The 22109-nt window shown below is 44.6% G+C and carries 18 protein-coding genes; 9 read left to right on the forward strand and 9 right to left on the reverse strand.

Annotation, left to right across the window (positions count from 1 at the left end; genetic code table 11):
* The first annotated feature begins 40 nt into the window (after positions 1 to 40).
* From K5609_RS14245 to lipA, 4 genes are all read left to right on the forward strand, one after another.
* Positions 41 to 1219: a serine hydrolase gene (locus tag K5609_RS14245; RefSeq protein WP_221074228.1), complete on the forward strand. Its 1179-nt coding sequence runs from the start codon at positions 41 to 43 to the stop codon at positions 1217 to 1219.
* 124 nt (positions 1220 to 1343) lie between these two features.
* A complete protein-coding gene (gene ybeD, locus K5609_RS14250) occupies positions 1344 to 1622 on the forward strand; it encodes a DUF493 family protein YbeD (protein WP_425514838.1) in 279 nt (92 codons plus the stop codon).
* Positions 1622 to 2278: a lipoyl(octanoyl) transferase LipB gene (gene lipB, locus K5609_RS14255; RefSeq protein WP_221074230.1), complete on the forward strand. Its 657-nt coding sequence runs from the start codon at positions 1622 to 1624 to the stop codon at positions 2276 to 2278. The genes ybeD and lipB overlap by 1 nt, the downstream gene beginning before the upstream one ends.
* A complete protein-coding gene (gene lipA / locus K5609_RS14260) occupies positions 2275 to 3243 on the forward strand; it encodes a lipoyl synthase (RefSeq protein WP_221074231.1) in 969 nt (322 codons plus the stop codon). Before lipB ends, lipA begins: the two co-directional genes overlap by 4 nt.
* A 75-nt stretch (positions 3244 to 3318) precedes the next feature.
* Here lipA and K5609_RS14265 read toward each other — a convergent pair whose 3' ends face one another.
* From K5609_RS14265 to K5609_RS14285, 5 genes are all read right to left on the reverse strand, one after another.
* Positions 3319 to 4539, reverse strand: a complete 1221-nt coding sequence (locus K5609_RS14265) for an OmpP1/FadL family transporter (RefSeq protein ID WP_221074232.1) — start codon at positions 4537 to 4539, stop codon at positions 3319 to 3321.
* A 104-nt stretch (positions 4540 to 4643) separates the two neighbouring features.
* Complete coding sequence (locus tag K5609_RS14270) at positions 4644 to 5633, reverse strand: efflux RND transporter periplasmic adaptor subunit (RefSeq protein WP_221074233.1); 990 nt, start codon at positions 5631 to 5633, stop codon at positions 4644 to 4646.
* A 3-nt stretch (positions 5634 to 5636) separates the two neighbouring features.
* Positions 5637 to 6134 carry a magnesium transporter gene (locus K5609_RS14275; RefSeq protein ID WP_221074234.1) on the reverse strand — a complete coding sequence of 166 codons (498 nt, stop codon included), beginning with the start codon at positions 6132 to 6134 and terminating at the stop codon, positions 5637 to 5639.
* Positions 6135 to 6202: 68 nt separating this feature from the next.
* Positions 6203 to 6697, reverse strand: coding sequence for a hypothetical protein (locus tag K5609_RS14280; protein ID WP_221074235.1), 495 nt, complete (start codon positions 6695 to 6697; stop codon positions 6203 to 6205).
* Positions 6698 to 6743: 46 nt separating this feature from the next.
* A complete protein-coding gene (locus tag K5609_RS14285) occupies positions 6744 to 8720 on the reverse strand; it encodes an alkyl sulfatase dimerization domain-containing protein (RefSeq protein ID WP_221074236.1) in 1977 nt (658 codons plus the stop codon).
* Positions 8721 to 8871: 151 nt separating this feature from the next.
* Here K5609_RS14285 and K5609_RS14290 point away from each other — a divergent pair, with 151 nt between their 5' ends.
* Positions 8872 to 9801: a LysR family transcriptional regulator gene (locus tag K5609_RS14290; RefSeq protein WP_221074237.1), complete on the forward strand. Its 930-nt coding sequence runs from the start codon at positions 8872 to 8874 to the stop codon at positions 9799 to 9801.
* Between the two features lie 83 nt (positions 9802 to 9884).
* On the opposite strand, the gene K5609_RS14295 is transcribed toward K5609_RS14290, so the two are convergent.
* On the reverse strand, positions 9885 to 11345 hold the full coding sequence (locus tag K5609_RS14295; RefSeq protein WP_221074238.1) for a DUF3360 family protein: 1461 nt from the start codon (positions 11343 to 11345) through the stop codon (positions 9885 to 9887).
* A gap of 360 nt (positions 11346 to 11705) precedes the next feature.
* On the opposite strand from K5609_RS14295, the gene K5609_RS14300 reads away from it, so the two are divergent.
* Positions 11706 to 14282, forward strand: a complete 2577-nt coding sequence (locus K5609_RS14300; RefSeq protein ID WP_221074239.1) for a DUF294 nucleotidyltransferase-like domain-containing protein — start codon at positions 11706 to 11708, stop codon at positions 14280 to 14282.
* Between the two features lie 256 nt (positions 14283 to 14538).
* The gene (locus tag K5609_RS14305) at positions 14539 to 15885 is read left to right on the forward strand and encodes a family 8 glycosyl hydrolase (protein WP_221074240.1); all 1347 of its coding nucleotides are present in this window, start codon (positions 14539 to 14541) and stop codon (positions 15883 to 15885) included.
* Positions 15886 to 15925: 40 nt separating this feature from the next.
* Here the strand turns inward: K5609_RS14305 and K5609_RS14310 are convergent, their stop codons facing one another.
* On the reverse strand, positions 15926 to 17689 hold the full coding sequence (locus K5609_RS14310) for a sigma-54-dependent Fis family transcriptional regulator (protein WP_221074241.1): 1764 nt from the start codon (positions 17687 to 17689) through the stop codon (positions 15926 to 15928).
* Positions 17690 to 17932: 243 nt separating this feature from the next.
* Here K5609_RS14310 and exaC point away from each other — a divergent pair, with 243 nt between their 5' ends.
* Positions 17933 to 19453: an acetaldehyde dehydrogenase ExaC gene (exaC, locus tag K5609_RS14315; RefSeq protein ID WP_221074242.1), complete on the forward strand. Its 1521-nt coding sequence runs from the start codon at positions 17933 to 17935 to the stop codon at positions 19451 to 19453.
* A gap of 73 nt (positions 19454 to 19526) precedes the next feature.
* Here exaC and K5609_RS14320 read toward each other — a convergent pair whose 3' ends face one another.
* Positions 19527 to 20249: an SDR family oxidoreductase gene (locus K5609_RS14320; protein WP_221074243.1), complete on the reverse strand. Its 723-nt coding sequence runs from the start codon at positions 20247 to 20249 to the stop codon at positions 19527 to 19529.
* Positions 20250 to 20382: 133 nt separating this feature from the next.
* On the opposite strand from K5609_RS14320, the gene K5609_RS14325 reads away from it, so the two are divergent.
* Entirely contained in the window at positions 20383 to 21225 is an 843-nt protein-coding gene (locus tag K5609_RS14325; protein WP_221074244.1) for a LysR family transcriptional regulator, read from the forward strand.
* 19 nt (positions 21226 to 21244) lie between these two features.
* Here K5609_RS14325 and K5609_RS14330 read toward each other — a convergent pair whose 3' ends face one another.
* Positions 21245 to 22087, reverse strand: coding sequence for a hypothetical protein (locus tag K5609_RS14330; protein ID WP_221074245.1), 843 nt, complete (start codon positions 22085 to 22087; stop codon positions 21245 to 21247).
* Between the last annotated feature and the right edge of the window lie 22 nt (positions 22088 to 22109).

Consider the following 22109-nt stretch of genomic DNA (forward strand, 5'->3'; position numbering starts at 1 on the left):
GCCGTCCGTGTTTATTGACTAACAAGCCAAAGAGCCAACCATGATAAAAAATGTATTTCAGCGTGTTAGCTGCGCCTCTGCGCTTCTGATTGCAAGTAGTATGAGCCTTGCCTATGCCGCTCCTCAAGTTATCCCTAATGCTCCAATTATTTCTGCCAAAGCCTACTACTTAGTCGATTTTGACTCAGGCCGGGTAATCGCTGCGGAAAATGAAGATGACAGCCTAGCGCCTGCCAGCTTAACCAAAATCATGACCAGCTACATCATTGGTAAAGAAATCAAATCAGGCAAGCTTGACCCAAATGGCATGGTCACCATTAGCGAAAAAGCTTGGTCGAAGAACTTCCCTGATTCTTCAAAAATGTTCATTGAAGTGGGCAAACAGGTCAAAGTTGCTGATTTAAACCGCGGCATCATTATTCAATCAGGTAACGACGCCTGTGTAGCTATGGCAGAGCATATTGCCGGCAGCGAAGACTCTTTCACCAGCTTAATGAACTCTTGGGCTGGCCACTTAGGCATGGTAAATACTCACTTCGCTAACAGCCACGGCCTAGACAGCACCGAGCAATATACCACCGCTAAAGATATGGCTATTTTAGCTACAGCGATGATTCGGGATGTGCCCGAGGAATACGCCATCTACAAAGAGAAGTCATTCACTTTTAATGGTATTACTCAGCACAACCGCAACACCCTATTGTGGGATAAAAGCCTAAATGTAGATGGCATGAAAACTGGCCATACTAGCAAAGCGGGTTATAGCTTAGTGTCTTCTGCTACCAACAAAGACATGCGCCTAGTCGCAGTAGTAATGGGAACTAACTCTGCTAAAGCTCGTGCTGCCGAGAGTAAAAAGCTACTCAACTGGGGCTTTAGATTTTTCGAAACCGTTAAACCTTATAAAGCTGGCGACAGCTTTGTAGAGCAAACCGTGTGGATGGCCGATCAAGACACGGTATCTTTAGGTGTTAACCAAGATATCGCCCTTACCCTACCACGCGGCCAAGCAAGCCAGCTTCAAGCAAGTTTTGAGCTAAAAGAAGAGCTAAAAGCACCTTTAAGCCAAGGCCAAACCGTAGGTTCTGTTTACTTCCAAATTGGTGACGAAGATGTTGCCGAATACCCCTTGGTTGTGCTTCAAGAAGTAGAACAAGGCGGCATTTTCAAACGTTTACTGGATTACATTAAGTTGTTCTTTGCTTCTTTATTTAGTTAAGCAATAAGGCCTGCGCATAAACTCTAAGCGAATAGGCGGAAATTTTAGGCAAAGCTCACAAAAACGCGTTAGAATAACGCGTTTTTTATTTCTAGCTCGACCAAAAATCGCGGCTTAAATCAGTATTCTTAGGTCAGAAATGCAAACTAAATTTGATGAATATTTAGAGTTCCCATGTGATTTTACTTTTAAAATCATGGGCGTAAACAACGATACTTTAGAAGATGAAGTGTTGAGTGTTATACAGGGGCTCGCACCGGGTGACTACAGCCCAAAAACGCGTCCAAGCAGTAAAGGCAACTACAAATCAATTACTTTGGTTGTAAAAGTTACAAGCAAACAACACATTGAAAGCCTCTACACTCAGGTTGGTGCCATTGAAGACGTACGCCACGTACTATAATGCCTGAGCAAAACCGCTTAATCATTCGCCAACTAGGCCTTCAAGACTATTCAAGCATCTTGCAAGCTATGCGTGATTTTACTGATCAACGCAGCGCTGAGCAGGACGACGAATTGTGGCTGGTAGAACACCAGCCAGTGTTTACTCAAGGTCAGGCGGGTAAAGCGGAACACCTACTAGCCAGCAGCGACATCCCGGTGGTGCAAGCAGATAGAGGCGGTCAGGTCACTTACCATGGCCCTGGCCAACTGGTGGCTTACCCCTTGCTCAACTTGCGTCGCCGTAAACTTGGTGTTCGCGACTTAGTCACCATTATCGAACAAAGCATTATCGAAACCCTTAGTCATTATAAGATTGAGGCTTTTGCCAAAAAAGACGCACCCGGTGTGTATGTAGATCAAAAGAAGATAGCGTCTTTAGGATTACGGATCCGCAAAGGCTGCTCTTTTCACGGTTTAGCATTAAACGTAGACATGGACCTAAGTCCGTTTTTGCAAATTAACCCCTGTGGTTATGCCGGTTTAGAAATGGCGCAAGTTAGCGATTATGTCGCTACTCCAAACATTAGCCAAATTGCTGAGCAACTTAGCCAAGTATTAGTCAAGCAATTAGCCTATAGCAGTACAGAACATCAACAAGGACTACCCACACTATGAGTGCAAAGAAAGTGCGTATGGAACCCGGAGTAAAACTTCGCGATGCCGACAAAATGGCATTTATTCCAGTGAAGGTAATACCCTCTGAAAAGGAAACAATGCTACGCAAGCCAGATTGGATGCGTATTAAACTTCCTGCTGATACCACGCGCATCAACGAAATTAAAAGTGCTATGCGCAAACACAAGTTGCACTCGGTATGTGAAGAAGCCTCCTGCCCTAACTTAGCAGAGTGTTTTAACCACGGTACGGCTACCTTTATGATTATGGGTGACATCTGTACTCGTCGTTGTCCATTCTGCGATGTAGGCCACGGTAAGCCGCTAGCCCTCGATACCGAAGAGCCAGCCAAGTTAGCAGCCACCATTGCCGACATGAAGCTTAAGTATGTTGTAATTACCTCGGTAGACCGTGATGATTTGCGCGACGGCGGTGCTGCTCACTTTGCTGAATGTGTCAGTGAAATTCGCCAACACAGCCCACACATCCAGATTGAAACTTTGGTGCCAGATTTTAAAGGCCGCATGGACCGTGCCTTAGAGATCTTAGATAAGAACCCACCGGATGTATTCAACCATAACTTGGAAACTGCACCGGGTTTATACAAGCAAGTTCGCCCAGGTTCAGACTATCAATGGTCGCTAACTCTGCTAAAACGCTTCAAAGAGCTACACCCAGACGTACCGACTAAATCGGGCTTAATGATGGGTTTGGGCGAAACCAACGAAGAGATTTTGCAAGTAATGCAAGATTTGCGCGACCACGGCGTAACTATGCTAACGCTAGGCCAATACTTACAACCTAGCCGTCACCACTTGCCGGTTGAGCGTTATGTACCACCAGCAGAGTTTGAAGAATTAAAAGAAAAAGCCGAAGCCATGGGCTTTACTCATGCGGCTTGTGGTCCTTTAGTACGTTCAAGCTACCATGCAGACTTACAAGCCAAAGGCGAAGAAGTTAAATAAGCGCAAGCTGCATTAACGTCCCTTTAGTAAAAAAACCAGCAAGTATTTGCTGGTTTTTTATTGGCTTAACAATAACTAAAACTGGTAGTTAAACAGCACACCAAAGAAATGAACGGCTGCCTCATAATCGCCTTTTAGTGTACTTTCTGCCGCGCTTCCCTCAAACAAGGTGTAGTCAATACTAGGAGTACCACCGTAGTAATACTCGTAGTACATTTGCATGCGCCAATTTTGGTTAATCTCGTAGCTGGCTCCAAGCCCAAGCTTCCATAACTCGCCAGTAGGTACGTCTGGATATTGCAAACTTGGATCATCTTGCGGCGAGGTTTCATAGTAAACACCGCTTTCTAAACGCCAATGCTGGTTTAATGGGTAATGCATGCCGACGCTAGCAGAAAAAGTATCTTGCCATTCACGCGCAATACCCGCATCTCGATTCGGCAGAGCAATAGCGGTTTCAGACACTTTACTAAAATCACTCCAACCTAAACTCCACAATAAAGCAGGCTTACTGTTTAGCTGATGGTAACCACTTATAATCGCCGTTGCAGGCATTATAATGTTAACCGACGAAGTGCTACCGTTATTGCTAGTACTGATATCTCCATCCATCGCATGATTTAGCTCAGAGCGATAAGTAAAGCCAATACGGTTATTATGGTTAAACTTGTATAAGCTGCTAAAGGTGTAACCAAACTCAACACTGCTTCCCTCTGCGGTTAACGGAGGTAACAAAGACTCCTCATGACCAGCAAAGTTTTGCTCTAGTAAGCCATATTCAGCCACCAGCCCCAAACCTAGTGACCAATTGTCTTTTACCTGGTAAGCAATGCTAGGGTTAAGCTGCACCGTGGTTAGTTGCGCATCTTGTAACAATAAAGAGCCCGAAAACTGGGGGCCATAATCGATAATAGAACCGCCAGCTGACGCAAAAGCCAAGCCAGCTGACCACTTATCGCTAAGTGGCGTAACAACATAAAACGAAGCTACCGGCATAGCGGTTCCCGCTTTAGTCGATGAATCACCACCCGCAAACAAGCCAGTAGAACCGCTATCGGTATAGTTAATATTGGACACCATACCTTGCAAGTTAAAAGCAACGGCGGTGGAACTAAGTTCGGTCATTGCAGCGGGGTTAGCAAAAGCCGTTTCAGCGCCTTCGGCAACCGCTTGAGCGCCCGCACCAGCAGTGCTAATGCTCATCATGCCAAGCTCAGGGAACATATAAGCGCCCGGATAAGCCTTAGTCACCAATAGAGAAGAGCTTGCTAGCAACAATAAATTTTTAAATTTCATAGAAAACCTAAAATCAGCGCTAAGAAAATTTAGCGCTGAAATAAAAAATTAACAGGAGAAGGAGAATCGCAAGCCCAAGAGCTGGGCGCACTTTTATCCCCTTTTTACATGGCGTTTAAATAAGACTTATAAGAGTGCAGGCGAACGGTAGCTGCGCCAATTACATCGATAAAGCCAAAAAATGTGTGCGGTTTACTGGCCGAGATCCAAGCCGAACCAGTAGCGCCAATCGGGATAACTTTGTCTTCTGGCTCAACAATTTCTAATATTACTGTTCGACCATGAGCACTAGTATTAGCACCCACATGTTGGCGAACACTTTGCGGCCCCTGCATTGGAGAAACCGCTGACTCACCAGTACCTGCAGTAAGGCTGTGAACTCTAGCTCGGAAAATCTCGCCTGGATAAGCATCCACATAAAACTCAGCAAACTGCCCTACCTCAACGTAACGATAGGTTTGATCCGGAATACGCATTTCCATAAACTTACGTCCAGTATCGTATATATGCATATTGCCCACGCGGCTTCCGTCTGCCACATTTACCACAGCGACTTGTCCATCAAAAGGCGCACGAATGGTTTTTCGTTGCTGTACAAACTCAGTACTTTTAGCATCGGCATGTAACGAGGCCAGGGCAGACTCTGCTATGCGTAGTTGTGAATGGTAATACTCAACATCTCGCTTTTTAAAAATATCAGGCGACTTTTTAGCGCGAGCTACATCCCGTTTAAATTGGGCAATGGCTTCTTCTTGTTTAATTATCGACGCTTTTATTTTCTCTAAGTCTGCGCTAGATGTTGTGTCGATGAGGGTATAAATTACCTCACCTTGTTTAACATACTGATTATGCTCAACATAAATAGTGTCTATTTGTTCGCCTAACAACGGCGAAAGTACCGAGTGCGGTGCCTTAACGGTAGATGAATAACTTAAGTCTACAGGCGCCCATAAGCGGGACAAAATACCAAGCAATACCAAAATTAATAGGCCACCAGACACGATCCAGAAAGCACTTTTCAAGGTCCATTTAATCGCACCAGTCGAGACCAAAATCCACATAATTAGAATGTAGGGAATCATTACCTCTTTCATTACTTAGGCCTCCGGAGTTTCAGTTGCACGCAGGCTTGATGAGACTTTCTGCCTTCCATCACTAATAACCTTGCTTATCGACGCACCAATGTGTGCCCAGTTGGCAAAAGCTATGATAATGGCTAATACCCACCAAGCCTTATGCAAAAATAGGCCACACAAAGACAGTGCGAATACCAACTGTATATGGGCACTTTTTCTCTCATGCGCTTTATGCACGGCAACTTCGTGTAACTGCCACAATAAATAAGCCACAAAAATAACCAAGGCGATAGTCACTGCGAACAGGTATCCACTAAAGTACTCAGAGTTAAACAGCATCATCATGGTATCGTTGGGCATGCTGCTATATATACTCTTATCAATATCTTTTGAGTTAATGGTGCCCATTGGCGCTAACAAATAAGCACCTCCCAGCATCACAAACATGAAACAAACAAATTTGATTAGCACCATAAGTATGATGCTAACTTTAGAAAAAATAGAACGAAGTAAGCGCATTAAGCACTCCTCAAAATTTGGTTATATGCGAAAAAGTAAGCAGCAAACCGCAGCTTTAAGCTCTGGATTTATGCGTTTGTGGGGAACAGCGAGGCAAACCAATGCTCCAAGGCTGCTAGATCTTGGGCATTACCATTAATAACAATCAAACCTTGTTCGCTTGCGTTCTCCCAGCTAAGTTTTCCGGTTGCTAGTGCATCTAATACATCTAACTCGGTAACCACCAAAAGCTCTTGTTGAGTGGGCCGTGTTTCGCGAGACACTATCTTTAACCTTGGCTCAACAAGTACTTGTCGGTAATGTCCTTTAATCGCTTCAAATAAGCTGAAACTAACAGCGTTTGAACTATCTTTAGCTAGCTGGCGCATAAACAAATAAAGCCTGAATTGTTCAGGTTTATCGGCATTGCCTAAAGCGTTACTCTTTCTTGCTTCTACAATGTTTTCCAGTACTGCTAATGAGCCAGGCTCAGTTTGAAAATACAAACCGGTACTCTGGTGAAGGCCACATGCAGATACCGCCATTGGAATAATAACCAGCAGATATGTGAGCAATCTAAACATCTGTTACCTCTTTAAAAAGGAGCCTCTCGGCTCCTTTCATCGTTGCTTAACGTACAATCAACATTAGATCTTGTGGGCTGGTAGCTTGGTCAAAATAGCTCATGAATAAACCAAAGCCTTTTATGCTGCCTTGCTCAAACTTAAAGTTGCCATTTTCCATGTTGCTCGCAATCACTTGCAGCGAATTAGGACCTGCCATAAGTATTTGGTTTAATACAGCACGAGAGGTAGCAATTTTCACATCGGCGTCGGCTAATGCTTCAGTGTGTAGCTGAGCAATACCATTGCGAATCTCAATGGTGAAAGCCTCTTCGGTATCAGCAAAGCTGTAGCTCATCGCCATGTTCACATCTACGGTATTTTCAGCAATAAGCGTTGCAGTCATCATGTCGAAGATCTGCTTACTTGGCAGCGCCGTTAATACGTCAACCGATGCAAAGCTAATAAGGTTAGAGAAATCACGCTCGCCTTCTAGTTCAGCAGCTGCGTTTAAGGCCCAGTTGCGCCAGTTAATGTTAACCTGCTCCGCAGACCACGCTTTATAGGCTGCCGCTTTAAGCTCGCGCGCCTGCATGTCATCTTTATTTACGGTAATTGGGTAAGATAGAATCTCTGCCGCAAAAGTGTAGTTTTTAGCTTCAATTGCCGCTTTAGCGGTGCTGATGATGTTGTCACGTCCACCCATTAGCTCAACAAACGCCTTCGCACGTTGTTGGTAAGCCATAGGCTCTAGTTGCCAAGGATCGGCTTCATAGAAACCAACATAACCAACGTAGATCTGACGAACAGCGTGAGCAACAGTACCGTAGTGCTCGCCCAACCAAGGGTGCTCTGCCAGGTGTTTAGGTAACTTAACTACCTCAACCAACTCATCAGGCGTTAAACCTTTATTCATGTAGCGAATAGTTTGGTCGTGAGTATATTGAATCGCATCACGATAAGCCGTTAATACATTTGCAACCGCTGCTTTGCCTTCAACCGGGCGACCATGTGAGTTGATCATGATTTCAGTATCAAACTGACGCATCACATCAATGCCTTTAAACCACATAGCTGGGTCGCGGAACTTGGTACCACGAATAGTGTGCAAGTTAGGGAAGTTTTCGCCCTGCAATACTTCTGCAGCATGCAGGATTTTTTGCTCGGGTAGGTAAACAACCACTTCGTCTTTAGTTTCAGAAGGCACGTTTACAATTTGCATACGCACGCCAGCGATAGTGATATCTAAAGTAGCATTGGTGGCGATAAGAGTATTAGGCTCAATGAAAGAGATAGCCCCCTGCATAAAGCGCGGACCAAGACCGTCATTTACAGTACCGTGTTCGCCCTCTTCCACATGTTTTGCACCAGTGTAAGAAGTACGGTGTCCAAATAGAGAGCCAAGGTTAGACGACCAGTTAGCCACTGCTGCGGTTAGGCCATCTTGGGCGATAATTTTCACTTCACCAGAGCTTACTTGCTCATCAGTTACCCAAGCACGCACACCAGAGATATGGTCGATATGGTTGTGTGAGAAAATAATGGCTTTAACTGGCTTATCGGTAATTTTCCTAAACTGGTCTTTAACCGACTCAGCCATTTCTACCGACTCACCTGGATCAACGATGATGATACCGTCATCGCCTTCAATCATTACTGGGGTGTCGATACCAAAGCCGTAACCAAGATAAACGTTATCATCCACTTGGATAATCGCTTGGTCCATCTTGCGGCTGTGTTTCGTCAAGGTTGGATGAACATGTTCAGATTCAGCAGTGTAGGCTAAGGTCTCACCGGTTTTAGACAAAACTTTGATTCGCTCGCCTTTACCCCAGAACAGGTTTGATGAATGCTCAATCAACACGCCGTCGTTATAGCGAGCATCCAAATCAATATTTTGGTATTGGCTTGCCGCACTAGTTTGTAGTTCTTGACCCACTGTAGAACTGGCTTCAACTACCGGTGTAGCTGCGCTATAACTTGCTACCAACAAAGTACTGGTAATAGCTACTGGCAGTAGCAACTGCTTAAATCGCTTCGTCATTATTCAACCTTAAGGCTTTACATTTATTTGATTGCAGCCACTGTATTGAGTTCTGGACTATCAAAAAATAGGCTAATATGATTGTTAATCATCGTAATTACGATAGGTAGGTATAAGAGCTTTAGCTCTAAGCTGACAATGGTGAGCGAACATGCAAAACGATATCCCCAAATACAATCTACTAGCAGCTTTTGCCGCGGTAATGGAGCACGGCAGTTTAAGTAAAGCTGCAGAGTACCTAAATACTAATCAGTCAACCATTTCTACCATGCTGGGGCGCCTTAAAAATGAGGTACAGCAGGAGCTTTTTATTCGTAGCGGTCGCGGTGTAGCGCCCACCAACTACTCGGTGAACCTTTACGCACAAATCCAAGAACCCTTGCAGCAGCTTAATAATGTATTTCAATCTTTCGGGCATTTTGATGCAGCGAGTTCGAAGAGAAATTTTGTCGTCACTGCGCCTGAGCATTTGCAGTGGGTACTGCTCGACCAATTTGCCCAAATTCCCAATAAACACTTAAGCCTAGAGATATTTGACCAACCCGAATATGAAGAAAATATGTATGAGTTGCTGATTACTCAAGAATACGACGCGATGATCGATATTCTCCCTCCCAAAGACCCTAGCTTAGCCTGCCAAAAGCTGTTTGACGGAGACTTTGTAGTGGTATGCAGTAAAGCTCACCCACGAATTCAAGGCAGCTTATCCGAAGCGCAATATATGCAGGAAGAGCATGCGGTATTAGAAAGAAAAAGAAAGCGGCAATACACCATTAGCCATTACACCAACATCGACTTAAGCAAAAGGCGAGTGGCTTATCATGGGCGTTCCTTGTTTAGCAACATCATTATGTGTAGCCAAAGTCACTACCTCACTGCAGTGCCTCTATCTATGGCTTTACAATTTGAAGAACGGCTACAGTTGCAAGTGTTTAGGCCACCATTTGAGTTTAGAAGCGTATCCAACTACCTTATTTGGCCGAAAAAAGTTAGCCAAGATCCAGCTCATGCTTGGCTAAGAAACAAGTTAATCGATATTTCAGCCAAAATCGAACAGTACATGCAAAAGAATTTCGTCTAGGTTTAATTGTTTAATCTTGAGCAATAATAAAAAGGCAGCCAAAGAGGCTGCCTTATAGCTAAACGAGATAGGTTTTATCTCGTTTAATTACCAATTAAAGCTGGAATGCCAGGAAGCTGACCCACCATCGCTAGCGAACCCACACAAATCACAAAGGCTATGCCCGGAATAAGGTACTTATCTTTAGCCGATAGTTCTTTAGCGCGCTCATGGTCGCCAATTAACCCCATGTTATCTAGGAGCATGGTAGTGGCCCAACCAAACACTGGGTTAACAAAGGCACAGGCAAAAATACAAATACCGGCACTTAAAGAATCTTTGTGCTTGTGAATCATTTGCATGCCAGCTTCAAGCAAAGGCAAGAACACCCCAACGATAAGAGCAACACGCAACACTGGCTCCCACATGGCTAAGTCCATAGGATAACCAAGTACCGATGCCAATACACACAAGATACCCGTTAGCAAAGCGCCACCAGGAATCGGGCGCTTAGCAATAGCTGCAGGGATCATGTAGGTTCCCCACGATGAGGCTAAGTTACCTCCGCCCAATAATGCACCAACACCTTGACGCACAGATGCACCCACCATGGTGTCATCCACATCCATTAACACGCCTTTGGCTTCTTTCGGATAATTAAGCTCTTGGAATACACGGTGACCTAAATAGTCTGGAGACCACATAGCTACCGCAAGCAAGGCAAAAGGAATAACCGCAATGAAGTGCTGAAGATTCGGCCAACCTAATTGCCAACCAGTATCTTCACCCCACCAGTAAAACGGACTGAAATGCGGTAAGCCAGGTGCGGTGGTAAAGGCAAAATCTGCTCCACATACATAGGCAACAATGCCTGCTAAAGCTGAACAAAGCGGAATAGCTAACCAACGTTTACCTACTTTTGCTAAATAGGCATACACTAAAACGGTAACGCCAATCACCGCAAACGATATGTAACCTTGGTTTCCAGCTGACGCCCAAGCTTCGGTTTTGTTAATTTGACCAATTAAACCAACAGCACCAAGGTAAATCAACAAGCCCCCTCTAACACCAACCCCGGTTAGTGTCATTAACTTAGAGCCCCCCTTGGTATAAGCCAAAATCAAACCAAATACACACACCATTAAACCCAGCGCGAGTGGGTGTCCTCCTGCGGCGGCAATTAATGGAATTAAGGGGATCATTGGCCCATGAGTACCGGCCAAGTTTGCATTGGGGTTTAAAATAGCAGAGAACAAAATTACAAATAAGGCGCCGGCAATAAGCAGCTCATAACGTACGTTTTCGGCAACAAACTCTGGCGATAAGCCAAATTGCGCGGCAAACGCGGCAACCATTGCGGTTACCATCACTACTTTACCAATGGTGGCGGCTAAGGCTGGAACCCAATCCTCAATCTCAATGCTGTAATCTCGCAGTGGTAAATGGATCCCCCAGCGACGAAAACTCATAATTTTGAGATCGTGGTTCAAAAATTCTTCACGGTTGTCGAATTCCTGCGCTTTTCGGCGCATATCTCTATAGAATGTCTTGTTCTTACTAGACATGTTTTTACTTCCTATGTAATTGCGGGGGCCATTGCGCATTAACTTCCATTTATGCTCTGTATGTTAACCTTCGGCTAACACGAGACGACATCCCAGACGCTACAGAACACCTAGTAAGCAGGTGCCTAAAAGCTGGGAGCTAAAGCCACATATTTTCCCGCAGGCTGAAAAAAGGGTACGATACGCGCCCTTAGTAACTGGTACTGGAAAATTTGTCTTAGTATAAGACAATAAAGTTTGATGACTTTTTGATTTAGATTACTTTTCATGCAAGTTAACTGCTTTTTATTTTACCCTTTCATCGATATGCTAATTCTCTACTAATTGTTATGCTGAACTTAGTTCAACCAACTGATTACGATGAAAATTTCCGAGCACGCGCAGCGCACAGAACAGCTATTTGGCATACGAGCAGAAGACATCCATAAATGGATTGACGGCTTTTTCGACCACGACGGATTTGATCACTACCTGCGTGAAGGCAAGCTAGACCAATACGACCCTTACGACCATCGCAGGTTTAGACACTGCAAAGAAGCACTTCAAGAAGCCTACCAAGAGTTCGATGGCAAGTATTCACGCCAACAAATTAAGAACGTTGTCGAAACCCATATTAAAGATGATTACGACGGCTACCTGCCTTCTCGTGCCGATTTTGAAAATGGTACGTTTACTGCCAAATACCATGACGCCACCCACAATGAAGAACTCAGTGCGGTATTAGACGCCAAGGAGCTAGCCGAATATTTTGATGGCCTACGTGATAACGAAGCTAATCAACAAGGTTTTATTGGCAGCTTTGCTTTTCGCATTGTACTGCCCACCATTTTGGCCATTATATTATTTGTCAGTGCGGTTGCTTTGGTGATTATCCCGCTGGTAGAAGACTCGATGATGGGTCAAAAACAGCAAATGATCAAAGAGCTCACTTCCTCGGCCATTAGCATTGTCGACAGTTATGTAGCGCGAGAACAAAGCGGAGAACTAAGTCTAAGCCAGGCTCAAGCAAAAGCGGCTAACGAGCTAAAAGCAATGCGCTATGGTGATGAAAACAAAGATTACTTCTTCATTACCGACATGCATCCACGGATGATCATGCACCCCTACCGTAAAGACTTAAAAGGCCAAGATCTCACTCATTACTCAGACAATGAAAACAAAAGTGGCAAACACATTTTTGTTGAGTTCACCAAGCTGGTTAAAGCCAACCATGAAGGCTACTTAGAATACCTCTGGCAATGGAAGGATGATGCCAACAAAACAGCGCCCAAACTTAGCTACGTGCAAGCAGTGGAAGAGTGGCAATGGATAGTCGGAACCGGTGTCTATTTTGACGATGTGCAAAAAGAAGTCGATAAGCTAGAGCAAGCGCTGTTTACCACCTTTTTCCTCATTACTTTGGGGCTTAGCGCCATAATGACTTACATCATTGGTCAAAGCCGAACCATTGAGAATAGAAAAAAACGCGCCGAAGTCGCCCTGCACGAGGCTAAAGATCGTTACCGCGCCTTGGTTGAATCATCTAACGAAGGTTACATTCTAGAAGCCGACGGCGATATTCTTTACTCAAACAACCGACTACATCGCATGTTAGGTTACAACGACTCAGAGCTTCAAAGCACCAATATTTGGCAGCAGCTATTTCCCGCCAACGCCAAAAATACCCCTTTATTGCAGCATTTAGATGGGCTATTCAAACACACCGCCGAGCCTGCAGAATTTGAAGCCTGCTTAAGCACCAAAAGCGGCAAACAGCTAGATATAATTGTTAGTTCGTCAAAGATATTCTTTTCTGAAAAGCATGGTCATGTGATTTCATTCCGCCCAATAACCCGAAAGATTTATGGCGGCGCCTATGGCCTTGTAAAGCAAGTCAGCGATTATCAAGTGCTAAACAGTCGCGTGGTCGAAGATATTGCACTTAGCGATAGCCAAGGTGGCGTGGTAGAAACCCTTAATCAACTGCCAGACTTAATACGCGAGATGATTGATGCAGGCTCCCGTCCTGATAATCTTCGCCGAGCCATTGGTAGTGCCTACGATGCGGCCATTTACCGATTTATAGAGCTAAGCATTAAAGAGTTAGGAAAACCGCCAGTACCATTTTCCTTTATCTCTTTTGGCAGTAATGCTCGCCACGACATGACCCTGTTCTCAGACCAAGACAACGCAATTGTATTTGAAACACCAGAAGACCCAACAAAACTAAAACAGATCCGCCGCTATTTCTTACATCTAGCGCAGCGGGTATGTGGCTTATTAAACCAAGCTGGTTACCCCTATTGCGATGGCTTGATTATGGCCACTAACCACCAATGGTGCTTAAGCTTAGACGAATGGACCGCCAACTTTAGCGCTTGGATTAACCACGCTAAGCCGGATTCGATATTAGAACTAAACGTGTTTTTTGACATACGTGCCACCTATGGCGAAAAACAACTGGTCGACAGCATTCAGCAACATATTCAAACAACCGTGCAAAACCAGCCGCAGTTTCTAGCCACCTACGCCAAAAATTGCCTGTCTTACAAAGTGCCACTCACTAGCTTTAAACAAATCAAAACCGAGAATATCGACGGCGTAGAGTCAGTTAATCTAAAAGCCTGTTTACGCCCAATGGAAATTTTTTGCCGAATTTACGCACTCAAGCACGATATTCGCGAAGCGAACACCATGACAAGACTTAAGCAGCTAGCCGCCAAACAAGAAATCGACGCCATGAGCTTTCGCGAAATGGTCTACATTTTCGACCATATTTGGCAGCTGCGCTTTATGAACCAAATCGTGGAATACACAGATTTGCGTAAAGTAAATGATGTACTGGCCTTGGCAGATTTAACCGAGCTAGAGCAACAAAATCTGCGCAACGTATTGAAAAGAATTAGCTTATTTCACGACAAAATTAGCCATGATTTTCTGAATGCTAAATCTAGCTAAAGGGAAATCTATAAATGAACAATAATTCCCCTCCGGTAATTACTAAATTTACACAGCTGCTTTTACCATATTTGTTTGCCTTGGCCAGACTAAGCTGATGCAACGCAAACTATCCAGATTTCACAGTAATTTGCGGAAAATCACAGTATAAGCTCCCAACCCTTTGCACTAGCCTGAATACATAGTTTGGCTTAGCACGTATTTAAAAGCCCTATGAACAGTGATTACAATTAGAACAAAGGTAACAAAGCATATTATGACTATGAATATTTTTACCACCCACCGTAATACCCTAATGAAAACGGTGAAAACCTTGGCGCTTTGCGCCTTGCCTTTAGGTTTGGCCTCTTGCGCGGCACCCGTTGAGCAATCTTCTGCTCCAGCAACTAAGCAAAGCAACACTAGCACCAGCAACATTAGTGCTCCTGGGGCTTTTTATTCTGGTGAATACCGCAATGCCTTTGTTGAGCTAGGTATCGCTTCACCAGAGCAAGTGAATAAGAAAGTACAAGATACTTATCAGCAGCTGTTTTACTCTGATTCTCGCAGTGAAAGCGGCGAAGCGGTGTTTTTCCCGGTTGGTGACGACATGGGCTTCATTAAAGATATTGGTAGCAACGATATTCGCTCGGAAGGTATGTCTTACGGCATGATGATCGCCGTGCAGATGGACGACCAAGAGATGTTCAATAAGCTTTGGAAGTTCTCTAAAACTTACATGCAACACCATGATGGCTGGTACAAAGATTACTTTGCTTGGCATCTAAGACCAGAAGCGCCGTTTGCCAAAATAGATAACAACCCTGCGCCAGACGGCGAGCTTTACTTTGCTATGGCCTTATTCTTTGCAGAGAACCGCTGGGGTGCCGGTGAAGGTATTTTCCAATATAGCGATGAAGCTAACGTAATTCTGCAAGCCATGGTTAACAAAGAAGAAACTGACTCGCAGGTTCCTATGTTTAACCGCGATGAAAAACAAATCCTATTTGTTACCGAGAAAAGCTTAGGTTTATACACCGATCCGTCTTATCACGTGGCTGCTTTTTATGAGCTACTGGGCCGTTGGGCAGATGAAGACCAACAACTATGGCTTGATGCCGCACAAGTAAGCCGCGATTACTTGTATAACGCAGCTCACCCAGAAACAGGCTTGTACTCTGAATACGCTGCTTTTGATGGAACTCCACAAAAAACCTCGTTTAACGATATTAGCCATAAATCTGGTTACGATGCATTCCGCGTAATTGGTAACATTGCCATGGACTACCATTGGTTTAACGATGACCCTCGCCAAACCGAGTTAGCTGACCGTTTAATTTCGTTCTATGCCGACGAGTACAAACGAAAAGGTCAAAACTTTGCGGTACATGAAATGGGCGGAAAGGTTGCATCTGAATGGGGCAGCTCTGGCCAAAACGCAATGAACGGCACTGCTGCTTTAATTACCGATAGCCAAGAAGCCAAAGAGTTCACCGAACGTTTGTGGAAACAAGCTACGCCAACCGGTAAGTGGCGTTACTACGACGGTTTATTGCACATGTTTGCAGTACTGCAAATGTCGGGTGAATATAAGATTTACGGCCCAACAGACGCAAATCAGTAAACAACTACCTTAAAACAAAAGAGAGCCTAAGCTCTCTTTTTTAATGTTTAAGTTTTAGTTGGCGTAACTTGCGATACAAGGTATTGCGGCTAATCCCTAGCAGTTTGGCACTTTTCGTCACGTTACCTTGGCAATGCTGATAAACCTGCGCGATGTTTTGCTCAATGGTTTGCTGCAGCTCTGCTTGTTCACAGTTTTGCTCTAGCGGGTTAGTTAAGGCCAGTTGTTGTTGCAACGATTCGGGTAAATCAGTACTGCGTAGCAAAGCTTGCTGCTCGGTCATTAAACAAGCTACTTGCATAAAATTGTCTAGCTCACGCAAATTACCCGGCCAAGTATACGCCAGCATTTTGCTAAACAAGCGCTGCTCTATATCTTGTTTATGCTCGCAATAACGTTGGTGAAGCTTATTGATGAGCAAACCTATGTCGCTGCGCTCCCGCAGGGCAGGCAGGCTTATTTGCAAACCTTTTAAGCGATAATAAAGATCTTCTCTAAACAAACCCTCACTCACCCTTTGCTGCAAATTAACATGCGTTGCTGCAACCACTTGAATGTCTACCTTATAGGCCTGATTGCCCCCCACCGGCACCACTTCTCGCTCTTGCAGCACCCGTAATAAACGCGCTTGGGCAGCCAAAGGCATTTCACCAATTTCATCTAAAAACAAAAAGCCACCATCGGCTTGACGAATTTTCCCCACAAAACCCTTAGGGTTAGCCCCAGTAAATGCGCCTGCTTGATACCCAAACAGCTCTGCTTCCACCAGCTCGTTTGGCAGGGCTGCGCAATTTACGGCTTGTAAGGCCTTGCTAGCTCGTTGGCTTTGTTGGTGCAGCTGTTTTACAAAACGCTCTTTACCTACACCAGTTTCACCTAAAATGAGCAGTGGAATTGATTTACTCACCACCTTGCAAGCTTGCCACCAAGCGGTATTAACTCGAGGATCGCGGGACTCACTCTTACTAGAAATGCCTTTACTAACGATTGGCCTTGCTTTTAAAGACTTAGTTTGCAGATGAAGGTTTGCCTTATCTGCCAAGTGAGCTTGCTGCCAATCCTCACCAAAGTGACTAGCCAAGGCTTCGCCTACATGTAACTTATCCACCAATTGACGCGCCATTGGGTTTAAGCCTAATACCTTGCCGTCGCTGTCGGCCACCACAATGCCTTGCCACCCGGAGTTGAGCAAATGCGGCTGCGCGGCAAGATCAACCCGATAATGGCTCTCGGGCAACTGGCATAACAAGGCTGTTTCAACTTGCTGGGCCAGGCTAGCAGCAAGCAACATGGTTTGCTGAGTATGCCGTTGTTGCTCACTGGTGATATCTAATATGGCAAGCATTTCGCCCTTCGGACTAAAGATTGGGCAAGCGCTGCAACTCATAAAGCGATGCTGTTGAATAAAGTGCTGCTCGCCAATTACCGATACTGCTTGCCCAGTGGCAATAGCGGTACCAATCGCATTAGTGCCTTTATATTGCTCTAACCAATTCACCCCAGTCTCTAGCGCAATAGTTGCCAACTTATCGTTATAGCGTTTCACTCCCCAATGGTGAATAAGGTAACCGTCTACATCCGACAAAATGAGCCTGCTCGAACTATGGGCCATTACTTGCTCAAACAAGGGATAGGCGTAGCGCTCTACCAATGAAATCAACGCTTGTTGTCGATGGTGACGCTCTGCCAACTCGGTTTTAGCCAAGCGTAAAACCTGAGGAACGACTTGCTCTTGCAGGCCGGCATCTTGGCTACGTAACCAAGATGCATTAATAGAGCTAGGAAGTTGTAGCTTGTTGGTCATTGCAGTGTTCCATAGTGAGACAATGTAACTGTGCCAAAAAGTAACAGTGTGACAAGCCCGTTAAGCCGGCTAGTTTTCGCTACTCACACTGTGCAAAATTGTTTGTGTGAATAATCATAGTTTTACATTTTGTTAACAACAAGTTTCTGCGCAATGGCTTAGCACTTGCTATGTAAAGCGCAGGCGTGTCATGAAACACGCTCACAAGAAACATATTGATAACAAAACAAAAAGGAATTGACTATGGTTTACGCACAGCCAGGTACCGAAGGTTCGTTAATCACTTTTAAAGAGCAATACAACAACTTTATTGGCGGCGAATGGGTAGCGCCAGTAAACGGCCAGTACTTTGATAACCCTTCTCCGGTTAATGGTGAGGTTTATTGCCAAGTGGCCCGCTCAGACGCTGACGATATCGGTCTTGCTTTAGATGCTGCCCATGCAGCCAAAGAAAGCTGGGGAAGTACTTCAGTTACCGAGCGTTCAAATATGTTGCTGCGCATTGCCGATAGGATTGAACAGAACCTAGAGTATTTGGCCGTGGCCGAAGCTTGGGAAAATGGCAAAGCGATCCGCGAAACGCTCAATGCCGATCTACCTCTTGTGGTTGATCACTTCCGCTATTTTGCTGGCTGTATTCGAGCTCAAGAAGGCGGTGCAGCCGACTTGGATGCCAGCACTGTGAGTTATCACTTCCCCGAGCCACTAGGCGTTGTGGGTCAAATTATTCCTTGGAACTTCCCAATGCTAATGGCAGCTTGGAAACTCGGCCCAGCCTTAGCGGCAGGTAATTGTGTGGTGCTTAAACCCGCCGAACAAACCCCTGCCTCCATTATGGTATTAATGGAGTTAATCGAAGACCTTATTCCAAAAGGCGTGGTGAACATAGTAAACGGATTTGGTGAAGAGGCTGGCCAAGCCTTAGCCATTAGCCCTCGTATTGCCAAGCTTGCGTTTACCGGGTCTACCGAAATTGGCCAACACATTCTTAAATGCGCGGCAGATTCATTGATTCCTTCCACCGTAGAGCTAGGCGGTAAATCACCCAATGTGATATTTGCCGATGTCATGGACCACGAAGATGAGTATTTGGATAAAGTGATTGAAGGGCTACTTCTAGCATTTTTCAACCAAGGCGAGGTGTGTACTTGCCCTTCACGCGCACTAATTCAGGAATCTATTTACGATAAGTTTATGCAGCGGGTATTAGAGCGAGTGAAAACCATTAAGCAAGGTGACCCCTTAGATGTTAATACCCAAGTTGGCGCTCAGGTTTCTAAAGGGCAGTTAGACAGAATTATGAGTTATTTAGAGATAGGCAAAAACGAAGGCGCCGAGGTATTAACTGGTGGCGTCACCGCAGCGTTGCCGGGTGAGCACAATAACGGCTATTACGTTAGCCCAACTATCTTAAAAGGCACTAATGACATGCGAGTATTTCAGGAAGAAATATTCGGCCCGGTCATCTCTGTTACCACCTTTAAAGATGAAGCAGAAGCACTGGCCATTGCTAACGATAGCGAATATGGCCTTGGCGCAGGAGTATGGACACGCGACATGAACTTAGCGCAGCGTATGGGGCGTAAAATTGAAGCAGGTCGAGTATGGATAAACTGCTACCATGCCTACCCTGCCCACGCTGCGTTTGGCGGCTACAAGCGCTCGGGTATTGGCAGAGAAACGCACCAAGTGGCGATTTCTCATTATCAAAACACCAAAAACCTACTAGTGAGTTACGATGTTAACCCACTCGGCTTCTTTTAAGCTTTAACAGTCAGCCATAAAAAAGAGAGCTTAGGCTCTCTTTTTTATTTGCTACCTTAATGACTAACAATACCTAAGCAGGTTGGCCAGTGGCGGCGAGTACCACTTCACGAATACACACGTTTTGCGGCTGGCCATAAGCGTAAGCGACAGCGTCTGCAATGTTTTGGGTATTAAGCACGCCGCCCATTTCTTCTTTCCATACTTCATAACCATCTTTAATCTCTTGGCTAGTGGTATGGCTAAGTAATTCGGTTTCTACCGCGCCTGGGGCAATCACGGTTACCCGTACGTTATCTCCTGCCACTTCTTCGCGAATGTTCTCACTTACTGCATGAACCGCAAACTTGGTACCGCAATACGCAACATGACTAGGAAAGGTTTTACGCCCAGCAATTGAACTCACGTTAATAATAGTGCCTTGCTGGCGCTGCTTCATTCCTGCTAAAACCAAATGAATACCATTAAGTAAGCCCATAACATTTACGTCCAACATGGTTTTCCACTCGCTAGGTGCTTGCTCGTGAGCCGCACCTAATAACATGACTCCGGCATTGTTTAGCAACATATCAACTGGGCCATACAAGGCTTCGGCATCTTTAATTGCTTGCTCAAAACCGGCAAGCTCGGTCACATCAACTTTACGACAAAGGGTATTTGGCAGGTTTAGCGCCTCCAATCGTTCAATACGACGCGCTACCAATAACAACGGATGCCCCGCAGCCGACAAGGTTTTTGCACATGCTTCGCCAATTCCAGAACTGGCACCAGTAATAACAACTAAAGGCTTAGACATAAGATTCTCCAATACATAAATAACCCACCACAAGGCGCTACATTTGCGCTTGCTGCTTTATTGGCGCTAACTATAGTTCTGCTATATATAGGTGTAAAATATCGATTTCCTTTGGTTGTTATAGGCAATAATTATGGAAGCGCGTTTACTAAGATCCTTTGTGGCAGTTTTTGAAGAGCGTTCGATGACAGCCGCCGCCGAGCGTTGTTATGTCTCTCAGCCATCGCTATCTTCGGCCATTAAACAGCTTGAGTCAGAGTTAGGGGTTCAGCTATTTATTCGCCATAAGCGCGGGGTTGATTTAACCGACCAAGCTCATCACCTTTACCCGATGGCCGTTCAAACGCTAGGTCAGCTCAAGCGCATGTCTAATCTGTTTGCTGAGCAACCGGCCAGCCTGCCGATTAAACTGGCCAATTTTGACGACCTAAGCCCTAGCTTGTTGGCGGAGTTTATTCAGCACTGTAAAAGCCAACAGCCATTGTTTAACTTTGAGCTACTCGATCACCAAGATAAAAGCGCTCAGGCCAGGCTAACTCTTGATGTGTTCAAACAAGAAGACGAGCTATTCATTCCACTTTGGCAAGAAGATTACGTACTGTGCGTACCTCGCCAACACCCGCTCGCGCAGCAAAACCAGGTAGAGATTGCAGCTTTAAACAACTACAACTTTATTGAATGTGTAGTATGTGAAGCCCACCAACAAACCTTGAGTTTGCTGGCTTCAAAAGGTTTTGCAGTTAACTTGGTCGCCAAAGCGCAACACAAAACCCAAGTTAAACATTTGGTAAATGCAGGCATCGGCATCTCATTTTTACCTACAGGCGTGCTCGAAACAGCGCCGCAACTACAGCAAGTAAAGCTGCTAGCACCTCGTATGTACCGCAGCATTGGTTTATGTATAAAAGCCAGCGCCAGTGCTAAACCTGCACTAGCCGCGCTAATTGAAGCTGCTAATAATTGGGAAACTAATTGATAAACCAAAATGTAGAAAGTTACTGTTCATGCTTAACTAATCCACTCTTTTCGCTTGCAATGTAAACATCTGACAAATTTAGAGAATCTAGGATAATGCGTGAAATAATATCGTTATCCAAAGACTTAACAATTAATGATTTCATGTCATCCACGTTGTTTTTTCCGGCTTTAATTTGCTTTTCACTATATTTGAAAATAAATATAGGTGGCAAAATCCCCCCGACACGAAAAATATAATATCCATCAGAGTCAATCTCACGACGCTCTCGAAATACTGGATTACCTTCTGAACCGTCGATATCGCTTAGAATATTTCTAATGCTATTGTAGATATGTACCCCTAGATTGAATGATTTGTTGTTTGCTAACTGAGCACCAATTTCATTTTTTCTTTTACTATGTTCTTGGATTGAGCTCACTGTTACTGGATATCTTGCTTCATTCACAATGAAACTACTGAATATGCCTAAAAGCTCTCTTTCAGAGCTAGCTAAATTAATATGTAGATCAGTGCACATATTCTGTAATTTATGACCATACTTCCGGACTTTTAGCTCCAATAAGTGTTTAGGGGCATTGATTAACAATGAAACGACTCCAGACTTTAAAAGTAGTTCGATTGCATAACCAAGTAACAAAAAACTTGATTTGTTTGCAGATTCGATTGTTTGAATCAAGTCGAAAACGCTTTGAGAATTAGCTTTACCGCTCTCGCAAAGTTCTTTAAGTTTATCCTCTTTTACACTCGCTGCTTCTCGCAAAATCTTTGCACTAGTTAGTTTACTATCAGCCTCATTTATCCAATCTATTTTATTATGAACTCCCTTTTCTCCAGATTGTTTTAGTCGTTGATTACTCAATAGTTTCCCCCTTCTTTAATAG

The sequence above is a fragment of the Agarivorans aestuarii genome (assembly GCF_019670125.1).
Taxonomy (GTDB): domain Bacteria; phylum Pseudomonadota; class Gammaproteobacteria; order Enterobacterales; family Celerinatantimonadaceae; genus Agarivorans; species Agarivorans aestuarii.